We start from the raw sequence: 20,773 nt of genomic DNA, 5'->3' as shown, positions 1-20,773 counted from the left end.
AAGGGCCTAGCCTTTTGAGCTAAGCCCTTGCTTTGTTTGGCTCCCCGGGACGGGCTCGAACCGCCGACCTAGTGATTAACAGTCCCATGAAACCAAAACCCCGCAACAACCCACAACACCAGATCGCAGCATAATCAAGCGCTTGGCCATATCCGTGTGTTGTGGCCTGTTGTGGAAAACCGGCCTTTTTTGCGAGCGAGTGCGCCACCAGTGCGCCACGGGAACAGCCGCCAGGTGGCGCTGTAGCGGGCGTCGGGGGCCTTCGTCGCGACACAGGTACCCCATCCATCGAGGCGACGAACGGGCGCCCTTGGTACTCGTCATCGAGTGCCGGCCGGTGCCTCGCCGATCCGTCACGTCACGGCCGCGTCACGGGCAGGGTGCCGACGCGGTGTCTGGGCCTCGGGGTATCTGTGCGCGGGCGGGCGGATCACGCACCAGCGCTGGCGGTAATTTCTTACCGGGGTGGCGGCCGGATCACTCGCCGGCGCTGGGGGTAGGCGCGTGGTGGGCCAGTCGATTGATCGGATCGAACGATCGGGCATGGCCTGCGGGGTGCGTCACTCGCCTATCGCTCGATCGGCGCCATGCCCGACATGCAAGGCCATGCCAAGAGGTTTCGCCTATTGTCCCGTCGCGTGTACCTGTGGACGGTAGCGCGCCAGCTCGGCCTGTAGCGCCGCAATCTGCCTGTCCTGCTCGGCGATCCGGTCGCGCATGGCGTCGCGCTCGGTGACAACCTTGTCGGCGATCTTCGCGGTGCGAGCGTGGGCGTTCTCCTTGGCAGCCAAGGCGCGCTGAAGCTGATCCACCTTCAGCGCGAGGCGATCGCCCTCGGCGTTCAGGCGGGCGATCTCGGCTTGGGCCAGTTCAATTGCTCGGCGCAGTTCGTCGGCCTCGGGTCCGGTGGCCTGGGCCTGGGCCTGGGCGAGCTTCGCACGTTGACGGTCCCGGTAGCGGGCCTGTCGCTCGGCGGCGGTCACCGCTCGGCCCGTCGGCGGTCGCCCGCGGGTCTTGGGTTCGGTGGTCTCGGTCATGGCGTCACGTTACGGTAATTGGGGTACCGCGATTATGCGTGACGTGACGGGGTGCGGGAAGGGGTTCAGGTTATGGGTCGGCTCGACTCCATAGACATACGCCTATGTGTCGCGGGTGTTGGCGCTGGATCTCGCGCCGTGCTGATGGCCACGTCGCCGCGGTCCATGGCCTCGATCAGTTCAGGCTCGGCGTGCTCGGTGACGCGTTACGCGTTACGCGTAACACTCGGCGCGGCGCCGGCGGCGCTGGGAAACGCTAGAAAACCCTACGGTTCCGTGTGTGCGCGCGGCATGGGCTCAACGCGCAGCGGGTGGGATCACGGCATCGAGGTGGTCGAGGAGTTCGCGGGCCATCGGGACGTTGGCGGCAGCCATGCGCCGCAGCTGCTCGCGCCGCTTGTTGATCCTTCGCGTCACCCATCCCTTGCGCGATGCCTCGGATCGAAGCTCGGCGAGCTCGGGCCGGGCCAATGCCTCGCGTGCGCGATCGAGGTTCCGCGCGGACTGGCGCCGGCCCTCCTCGGTGCGCGGGCCGGTGGACAACCCACCGTGAAACTTGCAGCGGCCGTTGGGCAGGGCTGCGCACTGGCAGGGTGTCCCGCGGCGCGTCCGTGCGCCGCAACGTGGGCGGGTGCGCCTTCGTCCTGCCATGCTCAGCGTCTCGGGTATGCGCCGACTTCGTAGGTGTACGATTCGTCGCCCATCGTGAAGAATCGTTCGCCGGTTGCGCGAAACCAGCTTCGCGCCAATCGGACAGACTCGTTTTGAACCCAACCCGGACTCGGGCCTGCATCGGCCATCAACAGCCGTTCGATCAGCTCAGCTCGGCCGCTGACCCCAGCGCGCTGGACGAGCTTGTCGAGTCGTTCAACGGCTTCTGGCGTCAGTCGCACCTGGACGAGATGCTTGCTATCCCGCGCTCGCCATCGGGCTTGTCGTGCTGCGCGAGTCATGATTATTCGCTCATCGGGACAGGGTAAAATCTGCACATACAGGTGCGTCGACAATCGAGTGGGTGTGTACTGCATGAAATACTATCGCACGGCGCAGGTCTCTCTATGTTCGATTGCGGCAAGTTGGAAATGATCAGGCGACAGACATTACCCGGCGAAACCGGCTTAGCCTGGTCGCCAGCAAATGAAGCGTTATGCACGATTTAGATTTCTTGCATTGCGCCTCTTCGCGCCCATGGTGGGATAAGCTTCCACGCATCCCGCATCTTGCCATGCAGCGCATCGGTTTGGGGCTCGAATTGGCGAAGATGGTTCCAGAACCGGATTGAGTGATTGCGTTCCAGAGTATGGCATAGCTCGTGGATGATCACATAGCGCACCTGATCCCTTGGCAGGAACAGCAGTTTGCAATTCAGGCTGACTTGACCCTTTGAAGTGCAACTACCCCAACGGGTGCGCTGGCTCTTGACCGATAGGCCGGTGTAACGCAGCCTCGTCTGTTGTGCGATATCGGCAATCCACGGTTCGAACGCTTCCCGCGCATGCCGTGCCAGCCAGCGGCGCAATGCAGCCTGACATGCCTCGGTCTCTTCGACAGCGCCTTGCACTAGGATGCGACCGGGTCGCTCGGTCCGCGCCCCAACCGTCCTGGCGCGCGTCTTCTTATACTCGACCCGCCAGGTCTCGGCGAGCGCAGGCAGGTCGAACGCCTGGGGACGGACCGGCTTGGCCTCATGGATCAGATGACGCACGTTGTCGAACTGGCTCAAGCGCTCGCTGATCCAGTCGGTCCGGCTCTTCACCAGCTCCATCACGCGCTCAGGCTGCGCCCCGTTGGGCGCGATCACCACCAGCCCATCGCGCGCGCTGATCTTCAGACGTAGGTTCTTGGCCCTGGGCGAGGGACGGATCTCGTAATCGAGCCGTCGCCCGTCGGGTAGGTCGAGATAGGCGGTCTGACTCATTCGGTGGCCTGAGTGCCCGGCTTGTAGTGCTTGCGCTTGAGCAGTTGCACCAGTGTTCCGATGAACCCCATCGCACCGTCCGCCAACAGGCCCAACGACGCAAAGCGTTGCGCGATCATGACCAGTAGCGCCTGGGACAGCTCCGGGTCGGCAGCGCTTGTGTTCCACCAGCCGGCGAAACAATGCTGGTCCGCCACGCCCAGCACCGCGGCGGCCACCTCGGCGGCCTGGATGTCGGTGAGTGCGGCATTGCGGGCCTTGATCTTGAGCGCCAACTGTTGCGCGATCGGTCGATTGGCCTCGTCCACGGCGGCCCGAACGGCCTCTGCGAGGGTCTCCAATTCCTCGATCAGGGCAATTCCCGCCAGCGTGCCCGCGCGCTTCTGGTCGATCAGGCGTTGCAAGGCTTCTGACAGCGGCCGGAATTGCTCGTCCTGATCCATCCGGATGCGCAGCTCCGCGCTTAGCATGGCCTCGATCTCGAGGGCCTTGGCCTCCGGTTTCTGGTCCTTGAGCTTGGTCAGGAAATGCTCGTCCAGGGCGTAGGTGGGGAAGTCGCGTTCCAGTTCTTCCACGTCGAGATGCTTGCGAATCAGCTCCCTGGTGCGAGCGGCATCTTCTGCTGTCACCGCGAGTGCGCGGTCGGGATAGAATTTCTTGCGATACAGCATGTAGAGCTTGGTCAGCCAGGCATAGGGGCGCACGTAGTCCCGGAGCTGCTCGTCCGGTTGGAGCGCCTCATAGAGCACGCGCAGGTTGCGATAGCCGGTGTCGAACTGCTTTTCCGCGCTTTCCTCGTCGCGCAGGATCTGCATCGCGGCGATGAAGGCCCCATGCGTGCCGTCGCGCGAGACCCTGTCCACTGGAAAGAGCGCCCAGAGGGCCTCGAACTGGCTGCGGAAGTGCTCGCGGAGGCGGTCGAAGGGAAACGCGATGTCAGCCAGCTCGTCCGGACGATAGTTCAGCGCCTCGTTCAGGTGGTCGAAGATGCCGTAGTAGTCGATGATCAGGCCATGCCCTTTCAGCTCGTTATAGGGGCGATTCACCCGCGCGATGGTTTGCAGCAGGCTATGATCGCGCAACTTCTTGTCGAGATAGAGCGCTTGCAAGATGGGGGCGTCGAAGCCTGTCAGCAGCATGTCGCAGACGACCAGTACCTCCACCTGGCGATACGGCTTATCCTGGTGCTCGGGTCGCTCGGACTGGGCGGGGATCAGAAACTCGTTCAGTAGCTGCTTGCGCTTGGTCTCGCCAAGATAGAGCGCCTTGATCGCGTCTGGGTCGTCTTTGGGCTGCTCGGAGATGACGGCCATGACTGTCTCGTCGCCCAGTCGCGCCCGCAAGGCTTCGGTATAGAGCCTGACAGCCTCTTTGTCCTTGCAGACCAGCATGGCCTTGAAGCCGTTGGGGCGGACATGCACGTTGAAATGCTCCACGGCGTCGTCGGCGATCTGCGCGATCCGCTTGGGCAGTTTCAGCAGGATGTCCAGAGTGGATGAGCCGCTCACCAGCTTGTTCTGCTCGGCCTCGTCCAGCTGGCCGAACTCGCGCTTGAACGCCGCATCCAGCTTGGCCCCGTAGAGCTGCCAATCGGTTTTGCGCGGTTGCCAGTGGATGGGCCTCACCACCTCGTCGCGCAATGCGTCGGTCACGGTATAAGGGCGTCCCATGTAGCGCTCGATCGTCCCGTCGTCCTTGATCCGGCCCCACGTCCTCGGGGTGTTGTGGTCGTCCTTTTCGATCGGCGTACCGGTGAAGCCGAACAGCGCGGCGCCTTCCACGGCGGCGCGCATATAGGTGCCCAGATCCCGCTCTTGGGTGCGGTGCGCCTCGTCGGCCATGATGATGACGTTCTGACGTCCTTTGGTGATCCGTTTCGGCATCCCCTCGAACAGATGCACCGTGGTGAGGATCACGCCGCGATAGTCGCCCGCGAGCTTCGCCTCCAGGTCTCGCTTGCTGGCGGCGACATGCACGTTTTCGGTGCCGGTGGCCATCAGCTCGCGGTCCATCTGACTGCCGAGCTGCTCGCGATCCACCAGCAGGATCACGGTCGGCTGGCCGAGCGTCTTGTCTTCCCACAGGCAGCGGGCAGCGAAGATCATGGTCAAGGTCTTGCCGGACCCTTGGGTGTGCCAGACCAGGCCACGCCGTTGTTCGGGCGGCAAGCTCAAGGCGATGGCGCGGCCGAGGATGTCCCGCGCCGCCAGATACTGCTGATAGCGCGCCACGACCTTCTCGGTCTGGCCGTCCCTGGTGACGAAGAGGATGAAGTGGCGGATGAAATCGAGCAGGTTGGTGCGGTCGAATAAGCCGTAGAGCGAGACCTTCATCTCGTCGAATTCGTCGATCGCGTGCGGCCAGGGATCGCGCCATTGCAGCCAGAATTGCAAGCGCCGGCCTGGGATGCCGTACATCATGCGGGTCTCGTTCACGCCGACCCCATAGGCGTTGGTGTAGAAGAGCTGGTCGATCTCGTCGGCATACAGGCCAAGCTGCTTGGCCCCTTCGCGCCAATCGGGCTGTTGGCGGCTCGCGGTCTTGGCCTCGATGACGATGATGGGGATGCCGTTGATGAAGAGCACCAAGTCCGGCCGGCGGGGCGAGTTGCCCTCGACCGGGAACTGGTTGGTTACGCACCAGTCGTTTGCCTCGAGGTCGTCGAAGTCGATCAGCCGCACGTCCTGGGCCTTTTCGGACGGATCGAACTGATAGTTGACGCCGTTCTTCAGCCAGGCGAGCCATTGCGCATTGTCGCGGCAGGCGCGCAGCTTCGTCATGATGGCGTCGGCCCGTGCCGCGTCGGTCAGGATGGTCGGATTGAGCTGTATCAGCTTGTCCCGCAGCAGGGGCAGCAACAGCACCTCGCGCTCGTCCGAGCGCAGCGCCGTCAACTGCTCGCGGGAGCGGTAGGTCCAGCCCAGTGCCGGCGCGCATAGGTTCTCGATGATCTCCCGCTCGACGGTGGTTTCTTCGTTGAAGAGCCGGATGACGTCATAGGGTGTCGAGGGCTTTTCGACACGATGGGGCGCGTTCCAGGTGGTTTCGGGCATGTCCGGCTCATCCTTGGAAGGGATCGATGATCGTAAGGGTTTCGATCACCTGGCCGTGCTGCAAGTCCTCGGTGTAGAGCGTCCGGCAGCCGGCCTCCAGCGCGGCGGCGACGATTTGGCTGTCCCAGATCGAGAATCCGTAACGCTGGCGGATGGCGAGCGTGCCTCGGATGACAGCACTGTCGAGCGGCTGCACCCGGCAGCGTCTCAGCATGCGCACGATATTGCGTTCAATCCGTTCCTCTTCGTCTTTGCGCCGCATGACATTGAAATACTCGGCCACGACTTGGGCGCTGATGACGATGTCCGCCTCGCGATGAATGAATGCCCAAGCGAGCGCCGAACGGGGATCGTCCGGGGTTTCCTGATGGGCGTAGACCCAGATGTTGGTGTCGATGAACTCAGCGCCGGACATGGAGTTCATCTCTTGATGGGATCTCGATCTTGTCCACCTTGACGCGCTCATAGTCGGTCAAGCCCTCGTCCGCTTCGTTCGGCGTTGGATCGAGCGGCCACAGAATGATCTCCACGCGACGATGTCGCAGCGCCTCGGGCACAGGGATAAAGTCAGGCGCATCTTCGAAAATCTGGCGGATGGGCTGCATGGTCATGCTCCGGGTCAATGGTTTGAGATCGACGTATCAGGCGGAAGGCGGATCTTGCCGGTGAGCAGGTTTTGCAGGAGGGATTTTTTGACCTGTTGAAGGGCTTCGACTTTCCTGTTCAAAGTGATGATTGAACCGTCAACTGATCGAAATAGGTGGATGATCTCAAGCTGCTCATTGCTATCTCTAAGCGAAGGAAACGCTTCGCGGGTTGATATTTGCCTGTTGCACGGCTGGCGTTGCATACCGCCTGTAGCGATTTCTTACCTGAGTCGAATTCATACAGAAGTTCAAAAACCATGGATCGATCTGAGAGGTGTCGGCGACCAAGCGAACGAGGTATGACGCAAACACTGCATCCATGTCGTCGTTCACGACTCCAACGCGCCCAACGTACTCCATGCTGTTTGTCCGATTAAAAAGGATATCTCCGGCTCTCAATCGGAATAGCTCGAAGGTGGCATCGTCTAAATCAATATATTTCACATCGTTGGCATTAACAATTCCGTTATCTATATTGTTCATTCTTAGGATCGGAAAACGACCGCTCTCAGCCATACTTTCGGATAGACCGTACTGACAAGAAACAATTATTTCACCCAGTTTCTTGATATTCCAATCTTTCGGAACCGGGCCAATCTTGGTTGCGAGAAAATCTGAATGCCTGCCAGGCATGCCGAAGACAAAAAGCGTCTGCATCAGCGACCGCTTCAACTCCCGTGTAGCCTCCAACTCGGCCTTGGCCTTGGCGATGGCGTCGTCGGCCAGCTTCAGCGCGGCGGCGATGCGGCGTTGTTCGTCGATATCTGGCCAAGGAAGCAACAGCCGCTGATAGTCACGCCAGTTGAGATTGCGCATCTGGGTGGATTGCTGCTGCACTCGCTCAATGATGCCCGTGCGTTGAAGCTCGTACAGCACCCAGCCCAGAAAGTCGGGATCGACTTTTTCAGGATTAGGCCGCAGAACCTGAACGAAGTTGGAGACTGTTCCGTCTGGCAAATCTTCGGTGATAAAACCAATCCGACCAACCGGTTGTTCGGGACCGCCGCCGGAACGCTCAACCAATAGGTCGCCCTTTTTCAGTCCAAAGGTTGCGGCCTTTTCGGGAGAAAAATAACGAGTGGCAACATCACTAAAATCGAGTGCTCCGCTGTCGGTAAAGTTGGTGGAACGCAGCACCGAAACAGCCTGTTCTCCTTCATCCGCACCCCAATCGCCAGAGAACTGCTTTTCGAGAAGCGATTTCAGTGGTTTTGGCTGCCAATCCTTGGGGATGTCGCCAATAATGGTGTCATGGCGGTGCGTCAGCATCAGTTGGTCTCCACCGATGTTGACACCAGTTTTTTGAGTATTTGCTGTAATGCCCGTTGCGTTTCGCTGGCGAACTTCGATGTATTGACCAGATTTGTCATTGCAACATCCAGCGTCACCACAGTCTCCGGCTCAAACGTATCTACATACCTCGGCAAATTGAGATTGAACTCGTTCTCCTCGATCTCGGCCCTGTCCACCACCGCGAAATAGCGCCGCGCCTCGTCCGGATCATCGAGCATCCGGCGCAGATCGGCGGTTGCCTCGATCAAGTGGGTGATCTCGCGCTCGGCGGCGAGCCGGATTTCCTGCTCGCGCGCGTCGCGCTCTTCCTTTAGCTTTTTCAACTCCTTCACCGCTCGGCTAACCTGCTTGCCGCGCTCTTTGATGGCAGCCACCAGTTGCTTGCGGGCTTCGTCGAGCGCGCGTTTCGGTTGGACGAGCCGGGCCTTCATTGCGGCCTTCTCGCCGTGCCCAGCGGCATCGATCCGGGCCTGAATCCGATCGACCTCGGCCTTGAGCGGCACGAGCGGATGGAACCAGGGGTGGTCGGGGGCGATCGCCTCGTTGACCGCCTTCACCTTCAGGTCCAGCGCATCGATTCGGCTCTGTTCGTCCTTCAGATCGTTCAGCGGGGCAAGCACCGGGCCGTAGGCGTCCTCGATGTCGGCCAGCCGCTGGTCGCGGTGCGCCTCGACCTCGCGGGTCAGTTGCGCCGCGTGGCTGTCCAGAAGCCGCTTGGCCGCGCTCAGATCCCCGAAAGCGCGCCAGGGAACCAGGATGCGCATCAGATCCGAGGGGCGCAGCAGGTTCTGCGGATTGGCCTTCTGGAAATGGCGCGAAGCCCAGATCATCAGGGTCTTACCCTGACGCTCGGCGGCCTTGTGCTTGTTGAGCAGCAGCAGACAGGCGGGAACGCCATTACCATAAAACAGCTTGGATGGCAGCACCACGATGCACTCGATCAGGTCGGCCTCGACGAAGCCGCGCCGGATCAAATATTCCGCATCGGCCTTCTGATTCTGCCCATCCTCTTCCTCGGTCTGCTCCGGCTGGCCGCGAAACAGCACGCCCTGGGACATGACGACCATGCCCTGACCAGCCTCATTGGTCGCCGGATCGTAGTCCTTGAGCGACTTGGCGATCTGTTGCAACCAAGCCCAGTCGCCATTGGATGCGGGCGGCAAGCCGAAGCTCAGACGCCCGAACTTGTCGCCAGAGACGACGGTATCGTACCCCCAGTCCTCCAGCGAGAATGGGGGATTCACGATGATGCGATCGAACGGCTTGAGGCGGTTCGCGGCGGTCAGGTGGCGCGGATCGCGCAGACTGTCGCCCTGCCTGTGCTCCCAGGCGGGGACACCGTGCAGGATCATATTGATACGCGAGATGTTGTAGGTGGCGACGTTGGATTCCTGCCCGTGCAGAAAGAGCTGGCGTAGGTCGCCGCCATGCTTCTTCACGTAGCGGATACATTGCAGCAGCAGGCCGCCCGAGCCGCTCGACCAGTCGCAGATGCTCATGCCGGGCTTGGGCGCCAGCATCTCGGCCATGAGAAAGCCGACCTCGGCGGGGGTGTAGAACTCGCCGCTCGACTTGCCGGCCTTGCTGGCGAAGTTGCGGATCAGGTACTCGTAGGCATTGCCGAACAGGTCGTCGGAGACATGGGCGCGGTCGAAGGTCTGGCTGCCGATATGGTTGATGAGGTTGACCAACTTGTCGCGCGGCAGCTCGTCCTGTTTGTTGAAATCAATCTTGCCGGTGAGGATGCCGTCGAAGTTGTTTTGGCGGTGGGCGTTGGCGCGCTCGATAGCGAGCATCGCGTCGTTGAGCGCCTGGCCGAGCTGCCCCTTGGCGGTGCGCGCGACCGTCTGCCAATCCGCCGCCGCGGGGACGATGAAATGGTGATTCGCTGGGTCTCGCGCCAGATTCAGCGCCTGGTCAGCCGGGATGCCCGCCGCTCGGAATCTCGCCGCATGAGTGCGGACCTCCTCCTCGAAACAGTCGTTGATGCGCTTGTAAAACAGCAGGGCGAAGACATAGCCGCGAAACTCGGAGTGGTCGGCGTTGCCGCGCAGGATGTCGGCGGCTTTGTCCAGGTAGTTCTCAAGCTCGCCCTGGGTCATGCGCCGCGTGGGGCGCACGACGATGGGAGACTGGAGCTTGTCAAGTAGTTCGTCAAGTTTCATCTGGTGTCCGTGTACGATCGATCAGCTTCCAGGCGCTACTATATTCCGTCCGCGGTCTCAGCCCTAGCCAGCTTCTTGCGGCCTGACGTCAAGGAGCCGGCCCGAGCCAAAGCGCCGAATCAGCGTTTCTCGTGCCTCGTCGAGATCGCAGCCGGCCGCGATCAACACCAGCCAGTCGGTCGGCCTGTCGGCGAGGCGATAGCGGTAGGGACGCATCGTCGCGCGGGTTTCGCGTGTCTCGTCACCCGGGTCCAGCGCTGGAGCGGGCTAGGATTCGCCCTCGGGCTCGATCGCTTGGGCGTCGGGCCACAACACGCGGACGGTGGCCAGCGCCGCGGGTGGTGAGTACGACGCGGACCATGACTCGCCGTCGGCATCGGTGATGAGCCACGAGCGGCGGGCGGCCAGCAGGCGCAGTAGGTCGGGCTTGTGGGCCTTCAGCTCGGGCAGTAGGGGAGCCAGCGCAGGCGTCGGCCCGCGATAGCCGAGCGTGCCGTCAGGTTTGGCGAACAGTTCGACACCAGCAGCGCGAGCACGGGTCAGGATGGCGCTGGCAGTCACAACGCACCCTCCAGGATGCCGTCCTCGGCACCCTCTTCACCTCCACCAAAAGCGTGGCCATCCGGGTGGGCGGACAGCCCGGACACCCCTATAGGGTGGTGTCCGTGTCCGTCCGCCCCCCTTCCGGGTTTGGCGGGCGGACAATTACCGTTTTGTCCGCCTTTGTCCGCCTTGTCCGCCAGCCATGCCCAATCGTCGTAAACCTCAATGATTCCGCGGTCTCGCAGCGATTGAATGGCGCGACGCATCGCTCTGTCCTGGCTGTCCGGCTTGGCCGAATCGGACACCCCTCCAGAGCGCCGTAGATGCTCGCGCAACTCGGGCAGCGGACAAGCGTACTGTCCGGGCTTCGGTGGCCTGGCAGCGTCCCAGCACGACGACGGTGGCGTCCGCCTTGTAGCGGTCATTACGTCATGCATCGCAGCCAACACAGCGGACTCGGCGCGGGTCAGCTTGCGGTCCGACCTGTCCGGCGTGTCCGCCCATTCGGGTACGCATGTGGTGACAGGGTGCCCATAGGGGTCGATGCCCAGCTCGATGACGCGGAGTCGGTAACTGAACATTTCACCGTCCTTACCGTAGTCGCGTTGTTTGGTGACGGTCGCGGTATGCAGCCCGTCACGCGCGACAACCTCGATTTCCGTATCCGTCGCTGCCCGCAAACCGGACCACCCGCGCGCACCTCGGGCCGTGTCCTTGCCGGCGTGATGCACAAATTCGAAGGCGCAGTCGATCTCTGCGCGGATCTGGTCAGCGTGCCCGATGACCGCGCCCATGTCCTCGCTGGCGTTTTCATTGCCGCCCTGCATTGCCCTCGCGAGCGTGTCCACAGTCACCTTGACGCATTTGATGCCGCGCTCGTCCTCGATGCGGCGGACAAAAGCGATCAGCGGCCGTGTGTCGGCCTTGGACTGACGCAGATCGATTGCCGCCGGCAAGATCGCAAAAGGGATAGCGCCAGCGTCGCGAAGGTAGGTATCGCGATAGGCCGCGACGCGGGTCTCGATCGATCTGGTACCTTCCGCGGCGACGTAAAGCACGAATCCGCCAGCGGTCTCCCGTCCATACCACGGGCGGCCAGCCGCAAGGCATAGGTCGCGGTCAAGGACATGGAAGCTCTTCCCGCTGTTGCTCTCGCCGTAGCAGATGAGCATCGCCCCGGGCTTGCAGAAGCCGCGGATCAGCGCCGGGTCGCTGACGTGCGGTTTGGCGTCCGGCAGCCAGATCAGTGGCCAGCGGGCGGCTGGCTCGGCCTGATTTGGCTGGGCGTACCCTTTCGATCGCGCGCCCGCGATCATCCGGGCTAGTTCGCTGCCGGTCAGCTCGGCGGCACGCTCGGCGCCGCGCGTTTCGCGGACCTTGAGCGCCAGGCCCTCGAACACGGTGCGGATGGTCGCGTCGGTCAGTCCATCGCGCACCATGCGCCCGACGACCCGCAGCGCCGCCCCATGCACGTCGTCGCCGGCCAGCAGGTCGGCGAGATAGTCATCCTGGGTCTTGCGCTCGGCTGTGGGCTCGTAGGTATCGGGCTTTTTTGCGCCGAACGGCCGGCGGTACTGCTGCCATACGTCCAGCTCGTCGAGGCAGTACCCTTCATCCGGGTCGTCGAACGTGACCAGGGTCGTGCGCTCAGCGCCAGCCGGCCAGCCGATGTAGAACGACTGACTCAGGGCGCCGCTCTCCGGCGCCAGGCAGCCACCGAGCAGGCCGTTCAGCGCCTCGGCGAGGGGCAGCCGCTCATCCGGGTCGACGGGCCGTGACAGCGGGACCAGAACGCGCCAGCGGGGCACGCCCGGCGTGTGGGACCAGGTTGTGTAGATCATCGCCCGGAGGTGGTGCCGCTCCAGGACCTCGATCGCGGCCTCGGGCGCCATCCCCCCGGCGTCGTGGTCGCCTTCAATGCCCGTGACCACGATAACGTTTGCGTCGTGCCTCAGGCTGCCTTTGTCGGTGCGGGCGTCGCCGAAGGTGGCCAACTTGATCAATCGGCATTTGTCCTTCGACGGGCGTACGGGCTCGCTCTTGATCAATTCACAGATCGCAGCCCAGTCCGCGGCCATGCCCGCCCTGGCCTTTGCGAACCAATCCGGCCATAGGGTGAATTCGATCAAGCTCGTCGTGGTAGAATCGAAGTCGCCAGTTGATTGTTGTGCCTGCCCTGCGCCCCGGTCGCTGTCTACGACCGGGGCTTTTTCGCGTCCAGGGTCTGGCGGTCTGGTTGCGGTTGCGTCCATTGCCTACCCTCACGCTGCCCGGCCATTTGCGCGATCGACGCAGCGAAAGAACTCGTTTTCGTCGACAAGAACGCGATTGCCGACCTTGACGAATGCGCTGGCGAATCCATTCGAGTCGCAATGAAAACGCAGGTGACGCATCCCCCCAGCCGGCGGCCATGGGTGATAGTTGTTCCACTGAGTGAGCGGGATAAAGCGGCGGGCGGTGCGGGGCTCAGTAGCGGGTACAGCGGCGGTGTGTGCGTGCATGGGGATGACCTCCAACAGTGCGCCGTCGCGGGGTGCAGCGGCTAGTGGCGGCCATCATCGGGCGATCGCGGTGGAAAAGCCCGAAACGAAATCGGCTATTTCATTTCGCCTATTCGATCAGCCGGATATGGGCTTGAATGTCTCGACGCCACGCCTCGTAAGCCTCGCCCCTTGCCGGTCTGGGTGTGCTGTTCAGCAGATCGAAGAACCGCGCATTCCACGCTTGCCATGCGGCCTCGGCTTGCGGGTGCGGGCGGTGGTGCTGCCAGATCTGCTCAACGCGGCGCGTGTCGATGCTGAACTCTTCACAGGCGCGTTCCTTTGCTTGCGGTTCGGAAAGCCCTTCGCGTGTCATCATGCCGAAGATACGAACAGCAACGCGCCGCTCGCGGGCCATGACGAACAGCGGATCATCGTCTTTCGCTTGCCCCGCGCCACGCTTAAGACGTAGCGCAGCATCAACGGATTCACCTTTGATGCCAGCACGCAAGCCGTTTAGGATGTATTCCTTTAATTGGCGCGGCATCGCAATGTCATTTTCGATGCAATAAGCGGCTGCATGGCAAAGCTCTTGCGCCGCTCGCTTCGATGGCGTTTTCTTCCCTGGCCTTGGTTCTGTCGCGGCAGCGATATACCCCGGAAGGTATGCGCGCTCGAATTCGGCCATGACGGTTTCGGGCGGAACCTGTATCGCATCGAACGTCGCGCGCGTGGCGGGGTCCGCCGCCTGGTATGCAAGCGGCAGCCATTGAGTTAGGGCGTCGCTCATTTTCCGCCCTCCCCGAAGATCCGCGTATTCATGCGCTCGACGACACTGGCCACATGCGCGTCGCTCAGGTGCGCGTATCGCCGAACCATCTGCAAGGTCTTATGGCCAAGTATCTCGGCGATCTCGGCCAGGCTCGCGCCATTCATGGCGAGATACGAGGCGGCCGTGTGGCGCAGGTCATGCCATCGGAAGTCCTCGATGGCGGCGACCTTCAAGGCGGTCTCGAACGGGGTGCGCAGATCAACGGGCTTGGGCGGGCGGGTGCGCCCTGGGAACACCAGGTCGGTATCGAGGCGCCGCACCTTGGCACGGGCTCTCAGCAGCTCCAGGGCAGGGCCGGCCAGCGGCAAGACGCGCCGCTCCCCGTTCTTGGTCTCGTGCAGGATGGCCACCTTGCGGGCCAGGTCGACTTGGGGCCAGCGCAAGCCCAACACTTCCTGCTGGCGGGCGCCGGTGCTGAGGGCCAGCACGACGGCGGGGTACAGGTCGGGGCTCGCCGACTTCTGGCAGGCTTCGAGCAAGCGCTCGCGCTCGCCGTCGTCGAGGAAGCGGACCCGGCCGCGAGGTTCCTTCGGCTTCGTGACCTTGCGACAGGGGTTATCCTCGATCCATCCCCATTCCTTTGTCGCGACGCTGAAGGCATGGGACAGGGCGGCGAGATACCGCACCACGGTTGCGGGACTGGTGGGGTTCTTGCGCGCGGTGATCCGCACGGCTAGATGGTCTCGGGTCTCGGCGATCAGTGCCGGGGTCACGTCGGCCAGGGCGTAATCGCCGATCTGGTCTTTCCACCATGCCAGTTGCCGGGCTTGGTGCGCGCCATCCTTCTTGTGCGGGCAGACCTCGCGGACGTAGCGGTCAACCAGTTCGGCTAGAGTGCGACGCTTGGCCTCGCTGGTCTTGAAGTGCCGGCCCTCGCGGATCGCCGCTTCAGTCGCTTGCGCCCATCGCCGAGCATCAGTCAGGCGGTTGAAGGTGGCGCGCTGGGGCGGGTGGCCTTTCAGCCGGACCTCGACGCGGTAGGACTTGGCACCGTCGCTCGCGGTGCGTAAGGTGATCGTAGCCACTGCCGAACCTCCTCATCAGGTCGGTGGATGGTCAGGGCCTCGATTCGGTTGCCGCCGACTCGGGGCCTGTTCGTCTCTGGGACACCTTGAAGGCTACAACAAGCGGCGAAAAACGGCAACATAGGATGATCAATCCCATGCTTGCCTATCGCAAGCAACTGTTGCACAAGACAACACATGGTGCTCCACGCCAACATGGCGCACTCACGGCGCAGCCAGGCGAAGAAAGGGTGGTTTTCGGGGCATCGGGGGCGGGTCGCGCGGGTGCCGGAAGGGCGGTAGGGCAGCGCCGAAACAGGGTGCGCTTTGTGGCGGATTGTTGTGGGCGAGTGCGCCACCAGTGCGCCACGCAAAGAAAAAGGGCCTAGCCTTTTGAGCTAAGCCCTTGCTTTGTTTGGCTCCCCGGGACGGGCTCGAACCGCCGACCTAGTGATTAACAGTCACCCGCTCTACCGACTGAGCTACCGGGGATCAATGTGAGCTGGAAACTTTAACGATTCGGGCCTTTGCGGTCAAGAGCCACCAACACGCGCGCCCGGGCCGGGAACGACCGCGCCGATCCCGAATCACTCGAGCTCGAGCGCCACCCGGAAACCGGCCGAGCAGACCGACCCGGTCTCACGCGCACGGGTTCGTGCCGGTTGGCACCTGCGTCCGCGGACGGCCGACATTGGAGACGATGACCCGACGGTGGTCACTGGCCGCGGCCTGGGCCCTTTGATCGCAAAAGCGGAAGGTCAAGTTCGACCCGCCGGAGGTACCGTCCGGCTGATAGGTCACGCGTAATCGATTGGTCGTGACCTGAATCGCCGCGGGGTTCGTGCCATTGGACCGGCGCAGGACCCCATCCGGATCGTCGGGGTCGAGCGTCACCAGATAACCCTGGTGCCAACTGTATCCACCGGTGCAGGTCAGGCCATCATGGCTCGGACAGACGAAGACCCGAACACCCCGCTTGACGGCTTCGGAGCGGGCCAGTTGCAGGTGGGCCAAGAGGCCGTTGACCGATGTGGCCATCCGATTGCGTGCGATCAGATCGGCCATCGGCGGCACACCGATAGTCAACAGAACGGCGACGATCGACAGCGTCACCAAGAGTTCGATAAGCGTAACGCCTTGCAGCGCACGGCGGGCAGGCTTCGCGACCATATCCATGTCGTCCTGGCTGATTCCGTCCAGATTGTCTGCCAAGCATGGATGCGAGGAATCCGTTCGTCAAGTCGTGACATCCGTCACGCCCGGTGGACGCAACGGCCAAACACTCGGGCGCCGAACGATGCTTCAGGCCGTTCGGCGCCCCATGGGCGAGGCGGGTTGCCGCGCCGGCGTCAGCCAGCGACGCCGGCGAGACGATCGAGGGCCTTTTCCAGGTTGTCGCGGCTCGTCGCGATCGAGATCCGTACATAGCCGGCAAGCCCGAATGCCGAGCCCGGGACCAGCGCCACGCCGGCACGCTCGATCAGGTACTCGGCGAGGTCCAGGTCATTGTTGACCGTGCCTAGCCGGTCGATCAGGCCCTGGACGCGCGGAAAGACATAGAAGGTGCCGTCGGTCGGCAGGCACTCGATGCCGGGGATCTGGTTGAGCCGTTCGACGACGAAGTCATGGCGTTCCCGAAACGCGGTGAGCATGGTGCCGATGCACTCCTGCGGGCCTTCGAGCGCGGCCTGCGCCGCGACCTGCGCGATCGAGGTCGGGTTCGACGTGCTCTGTGACTGGACCTTCTTCATCGCCCGGATCACCTCTTCCGGACCACCGGCGTACCCGATGCGCCAACCGGTCATCGAATAGGCCTTCGACACGCCGTTCAAGACCATGGTCCGCGGGGCCAGATCCGGGCAGACGTTGACGATGTTGACGAAGGGCTCGTCCGACCAGCGGATGTGCTCGTACATGTCGTCGGTGGCGATCACGCAGCGCGGGTACTCGCGCAGCACCTCGCCCAAGGCCGCGAGCTCGTCGCCGGTGTAGGCCATGCCGGTCGGGTTCGACGGGCTGTTGATCACGACGAGCTTGGTCTGGCTGGTCAAGGCGCCGCGCAGCTGGGCCGGCGTGATCTTGAAGCCTTGGTCGGCGCCAGCATGGACGTACACGGGGATGCCGCCCGCGAGCAATGCCATGTCCGGATAGGAGACCCAGTAGGGCGCCGGGATCACGACCTCGTCACCGGGGTCCAGGATCGCCTGGGCCAGGTTGTAGAAGCTCTGCTTGCCGCCACACGAGACCAGGATCTGATCCGGCGAGAAGGTCAGGCCGTTCTCGCGCTCGAACTTGGCGACCACGGCCTGCTTCAGCTCGGGCGTGCCGTCGACGGCGGTGTACTTCGTGAAACCGCGCTGGATGGCGGCGATCGCCGCGTCCTTGATGTGGTCCGGGGTATCGAAATCCGGCTCGCCGGCGCCCAGGCCGATCACGTCCTGACCCGCGGCCCGCAACGCCTTGGCACGTGCCGTGATCGCGAGGGTCGCGGACGGCTTGACGGCTTGGACACGGGCGGACAGTTTGATGCTCATCGTCGGGAATCTCGTGGTGGTGAAGGCAGCGCGCGGGCGGTTTGGTTTCGCCCGCGAAGACACCCAATAATAGCCAAACCCCTCGGCAATAAGAATCCCCGCTTCATGGACAGACCCTTTCGGATCGCGTCGACATTCGCGCCGGCTGGCGACCAGCCCGAGGCCATCCGGCGGCTGGTCGCCGGCTTGCGCGACGGCGAGGCGGCCATGACGCTGCTCGGCGTGACCGGCTCCGGCAAGACCTTCACGATCGCGAACCTGATCGCCGAGGTGCAACGCCCGGCGCTGATCCTCGCACCGAACAAGACGCTCGCCGCGCAGCTGTACGGCGAGATGCGCGACTTCTTCCCGGACAACGCGGTCGAGTACTTCGTGTCCTACTACGACTATTACCAACCCGAGGCCTATGTCCCGGCCAGCGACACCTACATCGAGAAGGACGCATCGATCAACGAACACATCGAACAGATGCGGCTGTCCGCGACCAAGGCGCTGTTGGAACGTCCGGACGTGATCATCGTCGCGACCGTGTCGTCGATCTACGGTCTCGGCGATCCGGACGCCTACCTGAAGATGGTGCTGCATCTGTCGCGCGGCGAGATCATCGATCAGCGCGCGCTGCTGCGGCGGCTCGCGGACCTGCAATACAAACGCAACGAGGTCGAGCTGCACCGCGGCACCTATCGCGTCCGCGGCGATGTCATCGACATCTTCCCGGCCGAGTCCGACGACGAGGGCCTGCGGATCGAGCTGTTCGACGACGAGATCGAGTCGCTCGCGCTGTTCGACCCGCTGACCGGCGAGATCAAGCGCCGCGTCGCGCGCTACACGGTCTTCCCGAAGACCCATTACGCGACGCCGCGCGAGACGATCCTGGGCGCGATCGAACAGATCAAGGTCGACCTGAAGGAGCGACTGACCTGGCTGCGCGAGGCCGGCAAGCTGGTCGAGGCCCAGCGCCTCGAACAGCGCACCCTGTTCGATATCGAGATGATGCTCGAGGTCGGCTATTGCAGCGGCATCGAGAATTACAGCCGCTATCTCTCCGGACGCGACCCCGGCGAGCCGCCGCCGACGCTGTACGACTACCTGCCGGCCGAGGCGCTGCTGGTCATCGATGAAAGCCATGTCACGGTGCCGCAACTCGGCGGCATGTATCGCGGTGATCGCTCGCGCAAGGAGAATCTCGTCGAGTACGGTTTTCGCCTGCCGTCGGCGCTCGACAACCGGCCGCTGCGTTTCGAGGAGTTCCAGGCGCGCCAACCGCAGACCATCTATGTCTCGGCAACGCCGCGCCCGTTCGAGATCGAGCATTCGGGGGCCGTCGTCGAACAGGTCGTGCGCCCGACCGGCCTCGTCGATCCACAGGTCGAGGTGCGCCCGGCCCTGACCCAGGTCGACGATCTGCTCTCGGAGATCCGGCTGCGCGTCGCCGCCGACGAGCGCGTGCTGGTGACGACGCTGACCAAACGGATGGCCGAGGACCTCACCGAATACCTGAACGATCATGGCGTGCGCGTGCGTTACCTGCATTCGGACATCGACACGGTCGAGCGCGTCGAGATCATTCGCGACCTGCGCCTGGGCGAGTTCGACGTACTGGTCGGCATCAACCTGCTGCGCGAAGGACTCGACATGCCCGAGGTCTCGCTGGTCGCGATCCTCGACGCCGACAAGGAAGGCTTCCTGCGTTCCGAGGGCTCGCTGATCCAGACCATCGGCCGGGCGGCGCGCAACGCGAACGGCAAGGCGATCCTCTATGCGGACACCATCACCGGCTCGATGCGGCGCGCGCTCGACGAGACCGACCGCCGCCGCGCGAAGCAGATCGCGCACAACGCGGCACACGGGATCACGCCGCAAACGATCCGCAAAGCGATCGCTGACATCATGGAGACCGCCAGCCCCGGCGCCCCGCTGCGTGCCCGCGACTATGCGAAGGTCGCCGAGGAGGTCATCGAGTACGCACACCTGACGCCGGCGCAGATGAGCCGTCGTCTGAAGGCGCTCGAGAAGGAGATGTACCGAGCCGCGAAGGACCTCGAGTTCGAGAAAGCCGCCGCGCTCCGCGACCAGATCAAGACCTTGCAGGGCCGGGGGCTGGTTCCTTGAGTGGGCTGGGAGCCGGCCCGATGCGGAACCCACGGCCGACGCCCGGCGCGTTGTCGGCGTGCGATGGTACCATTCGATCCGAAGGGCCACGGCCTGCTGGTCAGAGCCAGCCGCCGCCAACCATCCCAACCGAGATCCACGATGCCCGACTTCGATCCCTTGACGGCCCGGTCCCGGGCCCATCCCGACACCCATCAACGCGGGGCCGATAAGATCGCGCGGATCCCGGTCAAGGTCGAGCGGGCCGACACCCGGCTGCGCAAACCGCATTGGATCCGCGCGCGCGCCCCGGTCGGGGCCGGGGTCGCCCGCATCAAGCGCTTGTTGCGCGAGCGCCGTCTGACGACGGTCTGCGAGGAGGCCATGTGCCCGAACCTCGGCGAATGCTTCGAGCACGGTACCGCGACCTTCTTGATCCTGGGCGACATCTGCACCCGCCGCTGCCCCTTCTGCGACGTCGCGCACGGGCGCCCGGAGCCGGTCGATCCGGACGAGCCGGCGCATCTGGCCGAGGCGATCGCGACCATGGGGCTGCGCTATGTCGTCATCACCTCGGTCGATCGCGATGACTTGCGTGACGGTGGGGCCGGCCACTTCGCCGCGTGCCTGCGCGCGGTGCGGGCGCGCACCCCGACGACGCGACTCGAGGTCTTGGTCCCGGATTTCCGCGGGCGCGAGGCCAATGCGCTCGCGGCCTTCCGCGACGATGCGCTCCCGGACGTGTTCAACCACAACCTGGAGACGGTCCCACGCCTGTATCCCGCCGCCCGGCCGGGCGCCGATTACCAGGGGTCGCTGCGGCTGCTCGCCGACTTCAAGGCCCGTCATCCGGAGGTCCCGACCAAGTCCGGGCTCATGCTCGGGCTCGGCGAGACCCGTGACGAGGTCGTCGGCGTACTGACTGACCTGCGCGCCCACGGCTGCGAGATGCTGACACTCGGTCAGTACCTGGCGCCGACGCGCGAGCACCTGCCGGTGCGGCGTTATTGGACGCCGACGGAGTTCGACGAGCTGCGCGCGATCGGCGAGGAGCTCGGCTTCGCGCAGGTCGCGAGCGGTGCCATGGTGCGTTCCTCGTATCAGGCCGACCAACAGGCCGCCGCGCTGTTCGACGACGCGGCCCCCGGCCCGCGCCGTTAACCGTTCCCGGAGTCC

At 63.7% G+C, this 20,773-nt stretch carries 18 protein-coding genes and 1 tRNA gene; 2 read left to right on the top strand and 17 right to left on the bottom strand.

Translation table 11 applies throughout. The annotated features are described in order from the left end of the window. Positions 1 to 623: 623 nt before the first annotated feature. From ABC977_RS04675 to ABC977_RS04595, 17 genes are all read right to left on the bottom strand, one after another. On the bottom strand, positions 624 to 1,037 hold the full coding sequence (locus tag ABC977_RS04675) for a hypothetical protein (protein WP_369666080.1): 414 nt from the start codon (positions 1,035 to 1,037) through the stop codon (positions 624 to 626). Positions 1,038 to 1,334: 297 nt separating this feature from the next. Continuing rightward, a complete protein-coding gene (locus tag ABC977_RS04670) occupies positions 1,335 to 1,688 on the bottom strand; it encodes an HGGxSTG domain-containing protein (protein WP_369666079.1) in 354 nt (117 codons plus the stop codon). Between the two features lie 2 nt (positions 1,689 to 1,690). Then, positions 1,691 to 1,990: a ribbon-helix-helix domain-containing protein gene (locus ABC977_RS04665; protein WP_369666078.1), complete on the bottom strand. Its 300-nt coding sequence runs from the start codon at positions 1,988 to 1,990 to the stop codon at positions 1,691 to 1,693. Between the two features lie 203 nt (positions 1,991 to 2,193). Next, positions 2,194 to 2,955, bottom strand: coding sequence for a M48 family metallopeptidase (locus ABC977_RS04660; RefSeq protein WP_369666077.1), 762 nt, complete (start codon positions 2,953 to 2,955; stop codon positions 2,194 to 2,196). Then, positions 2,952 to 6,008, bottom strand: a complete 3,057-nt coding sequence (locus tag ABC977_RS04655) for a type I restriction endonuclease subunit R (RefSeq protein ID WP_369666076.1) — start codon at positions 6,006 to 6,008, stop codon at positions 2,952 to 2,954. Before ABC977_RS04655 ends, ABC977_RS04660 begins: the two co-directional genes overlap by 4 nt. Before the next feature lie 7 nt (positions 6,009 to 6,015). After that, positions 6,016 to 6,423 carry a PIN domain-containing protein gene (locus tag ABC977_RS04650; protein ID WP_369666075.1) on the bottom strand — a complete coding sequence of 136 codons (408 nt, stop codon included), beginning with the start codon at positions 6,421 to 6,423 and terminating at the stop codon, positions 6,016 to 6,018. Next, positions 6,410 to 6,619 (bottom strand): hypothetical protein, encoded by a 210-nt coding sequence (locus ABC977_RS04645; RefSeq protein ID WP_369666074.1) that lies wholly within the window; start codon positions 6,617 to 6,619, stop codon positions 6,410 to 6,412. The genes ABC977_RS04650 and ABC977_RS04645 overlap by 14 nt, the downstream gene beginning before the upstream one ends. Positions 6,620 to 6,799: 180 nt before the next feature. Further along, positions 6,800 to 7,924 (bottom strand): restriction endonuclease subunit S, encoded by a 1,125-nt coding sequence (locus tag ABC977_RS04640; protein WP_369666073.1) that lies wholly within the window; start codon positions 7,922 to 7,924, stop codon positions 6,800 to 6,802. Then, the gene (locus ABC977_RS04635; RefSeq protein WP_369666072.1) at positions 7,924 to 10,113 is read right to left on the bottom strand and encodes a type I restriction-modification system subunit M; all 2,190 of its coding nucleotides are present in this window, start codon (positions 10,111 to 10,113) and stop codon (positions 7,924 to 7,926) included. The genes ABC977_RS04640 and ABC977_RS04635 overlap by 1 nt, the downstream gene beginning before the upstream one ends. A 267-nt stretch (positions 10,114 to 10,380) precedes the next feature. Next, the gene (locus ABC977_RS04630; protein ID WP_369666071.1) at positions 10,381 to 10,674 is read right to left on the bottom strand and encodes a hypothetical protein; all 294 of its coding nucleotides are present in this window, start codon (positions 10,672 to 10,674) and stop codon (positions 10,381 to 10,383) included. Continuing rightward, complete coding sequence (locus tag ABC977_RS04625) at positions 10,671 to 12,785, bottom strand: AAA family ATPase (RefSeq protein ID WP_369666070.1); 2,115 nt, start codon at positions 12,783 to 12,785, stop codon at positions 10,671 to 10,673. Before ABC977_RS04625 ends, ABC977_RS04630 begins: the two co-directional genes overlap by 4 nt. A gap of 132 nt (positions 12,786 to 12,917) precedes the next feature. After that, positions 12,918 to 13,157, bottom strand: a complete 240-nt coding sequence (locus ABC977_RS04620; protein ID WP_369666069.1) for a hypothetical protein — start codon at positions 13,155 to 13,157, stop codon at positions 12,918 to 12,920. A gap of 109 nt (positions 13,158 to 13,266) precedes the next feature. Then, positions 13,267 to 13,926 carry a hypothetical protein gene (locus ABC977_RS04615; RefSeq protein WP_369666068.1) on the bottom strand — a complete coding sequence of 220 codons (660 nt, stop codon included), beginning with the start codon at positions 13,924 to 13,926 and terminating at the stop codon, positions 13,267 to 13,269. Beyond that, the gene (locus tag ABC977_RS04610; protein WP_369666067.1) at positions 13,923 to 14,993 is read right to left on the bottom strand and encodes a tyrosine-type recombinase/integrase; all 1,071 of its coding nucleotides are present in this window, start codon (positions 14,991 to 14,993) and stop codon (positions 13,923 to 13,925) included. Before ABC977_RS04610 ends, ABC977_RS04615 begins: the two co-directional genes overlap by 4 nt. A gap of 395 nt (positions 14,994 to 15,388) precedes the next feature. Next, positions 15,389 to 15,464 (bottom strand) — tRNA-Asn (locus ABC977_RS04605). 147 nt (positions 15,465 to 15,611) lie between these two features. Then, on the bottom strand, positions 15,612 to 16,142 hold the full coding sequence (locus ABC977_RS04600; RefSeq protein WP_369666066.1) for a GspH/FimT family pseudopilin: 531 nt from the start codon (positions 16,140 to 16,142) through the stop codon (positions 15,612 to 15,614). A 179-nt stretch (positions 16,143 to 16,321) separates the two neighbouring features. Further along, positions 16,322 to 17,506: a pyridoxal phosphate-dependent aminotransferase gene (locus ABC977_RS04595; RefSeq protein WP_369666065.1), complete on the bottom strand. Its 1,185-nt coding sequence runs from the start codon at positions 17,504 to 17,506 to the stop codon at positions 16,322 to 16,324. Positions 17,507 to 17,611: 105 nt separating this feature from the next. On the opposite strand from ABC977_RS04595, the gene uvrB reads away from it, so the two are divergent. After that, a complete protein-coding gene (uvrB, locus tag ABC977_RS04590; RefSeq protein WP_369666064.1) occupies positions 17,612 to 19,618 on the top strand; it encodes an excinuclease ABC subunit UvrB in 2,007 nt (668 codons plus the stop codon). A gap of 141 nt (positions 19,619 to 19,759) precedes the next feature. Continuing rightward, positions 19,760 to 20,758, top strand: a complete 999-nt coding sequence (gene lipA / locus ABC977_RS04585) for a lipoyl synthase (protein ID WP_369666063.1) — start codon at positions 19,760 to 19,762, stop codon at positions 20,756 to 20,758. Positions 20,759 to 20,773 lie beyond the last annotated feature (15 nt).

The organism is Thioalkalicoccus limnaeus, assembly GCF_041197575.1.
GTDB classification, from domain to species: domain Bacteria; phylum Pseudomonadota; class Gammaproteobacteria; order Chromatiales; family Chromatiaceae; genus Thioalkalicoccus; species Thioalkalicoccus limnaeus.
The sequence above is the reverse complement of the archived record's forward strand: the minus strand, read 5'-3'. Positions and strand labels throughout refer to the sequence as shown.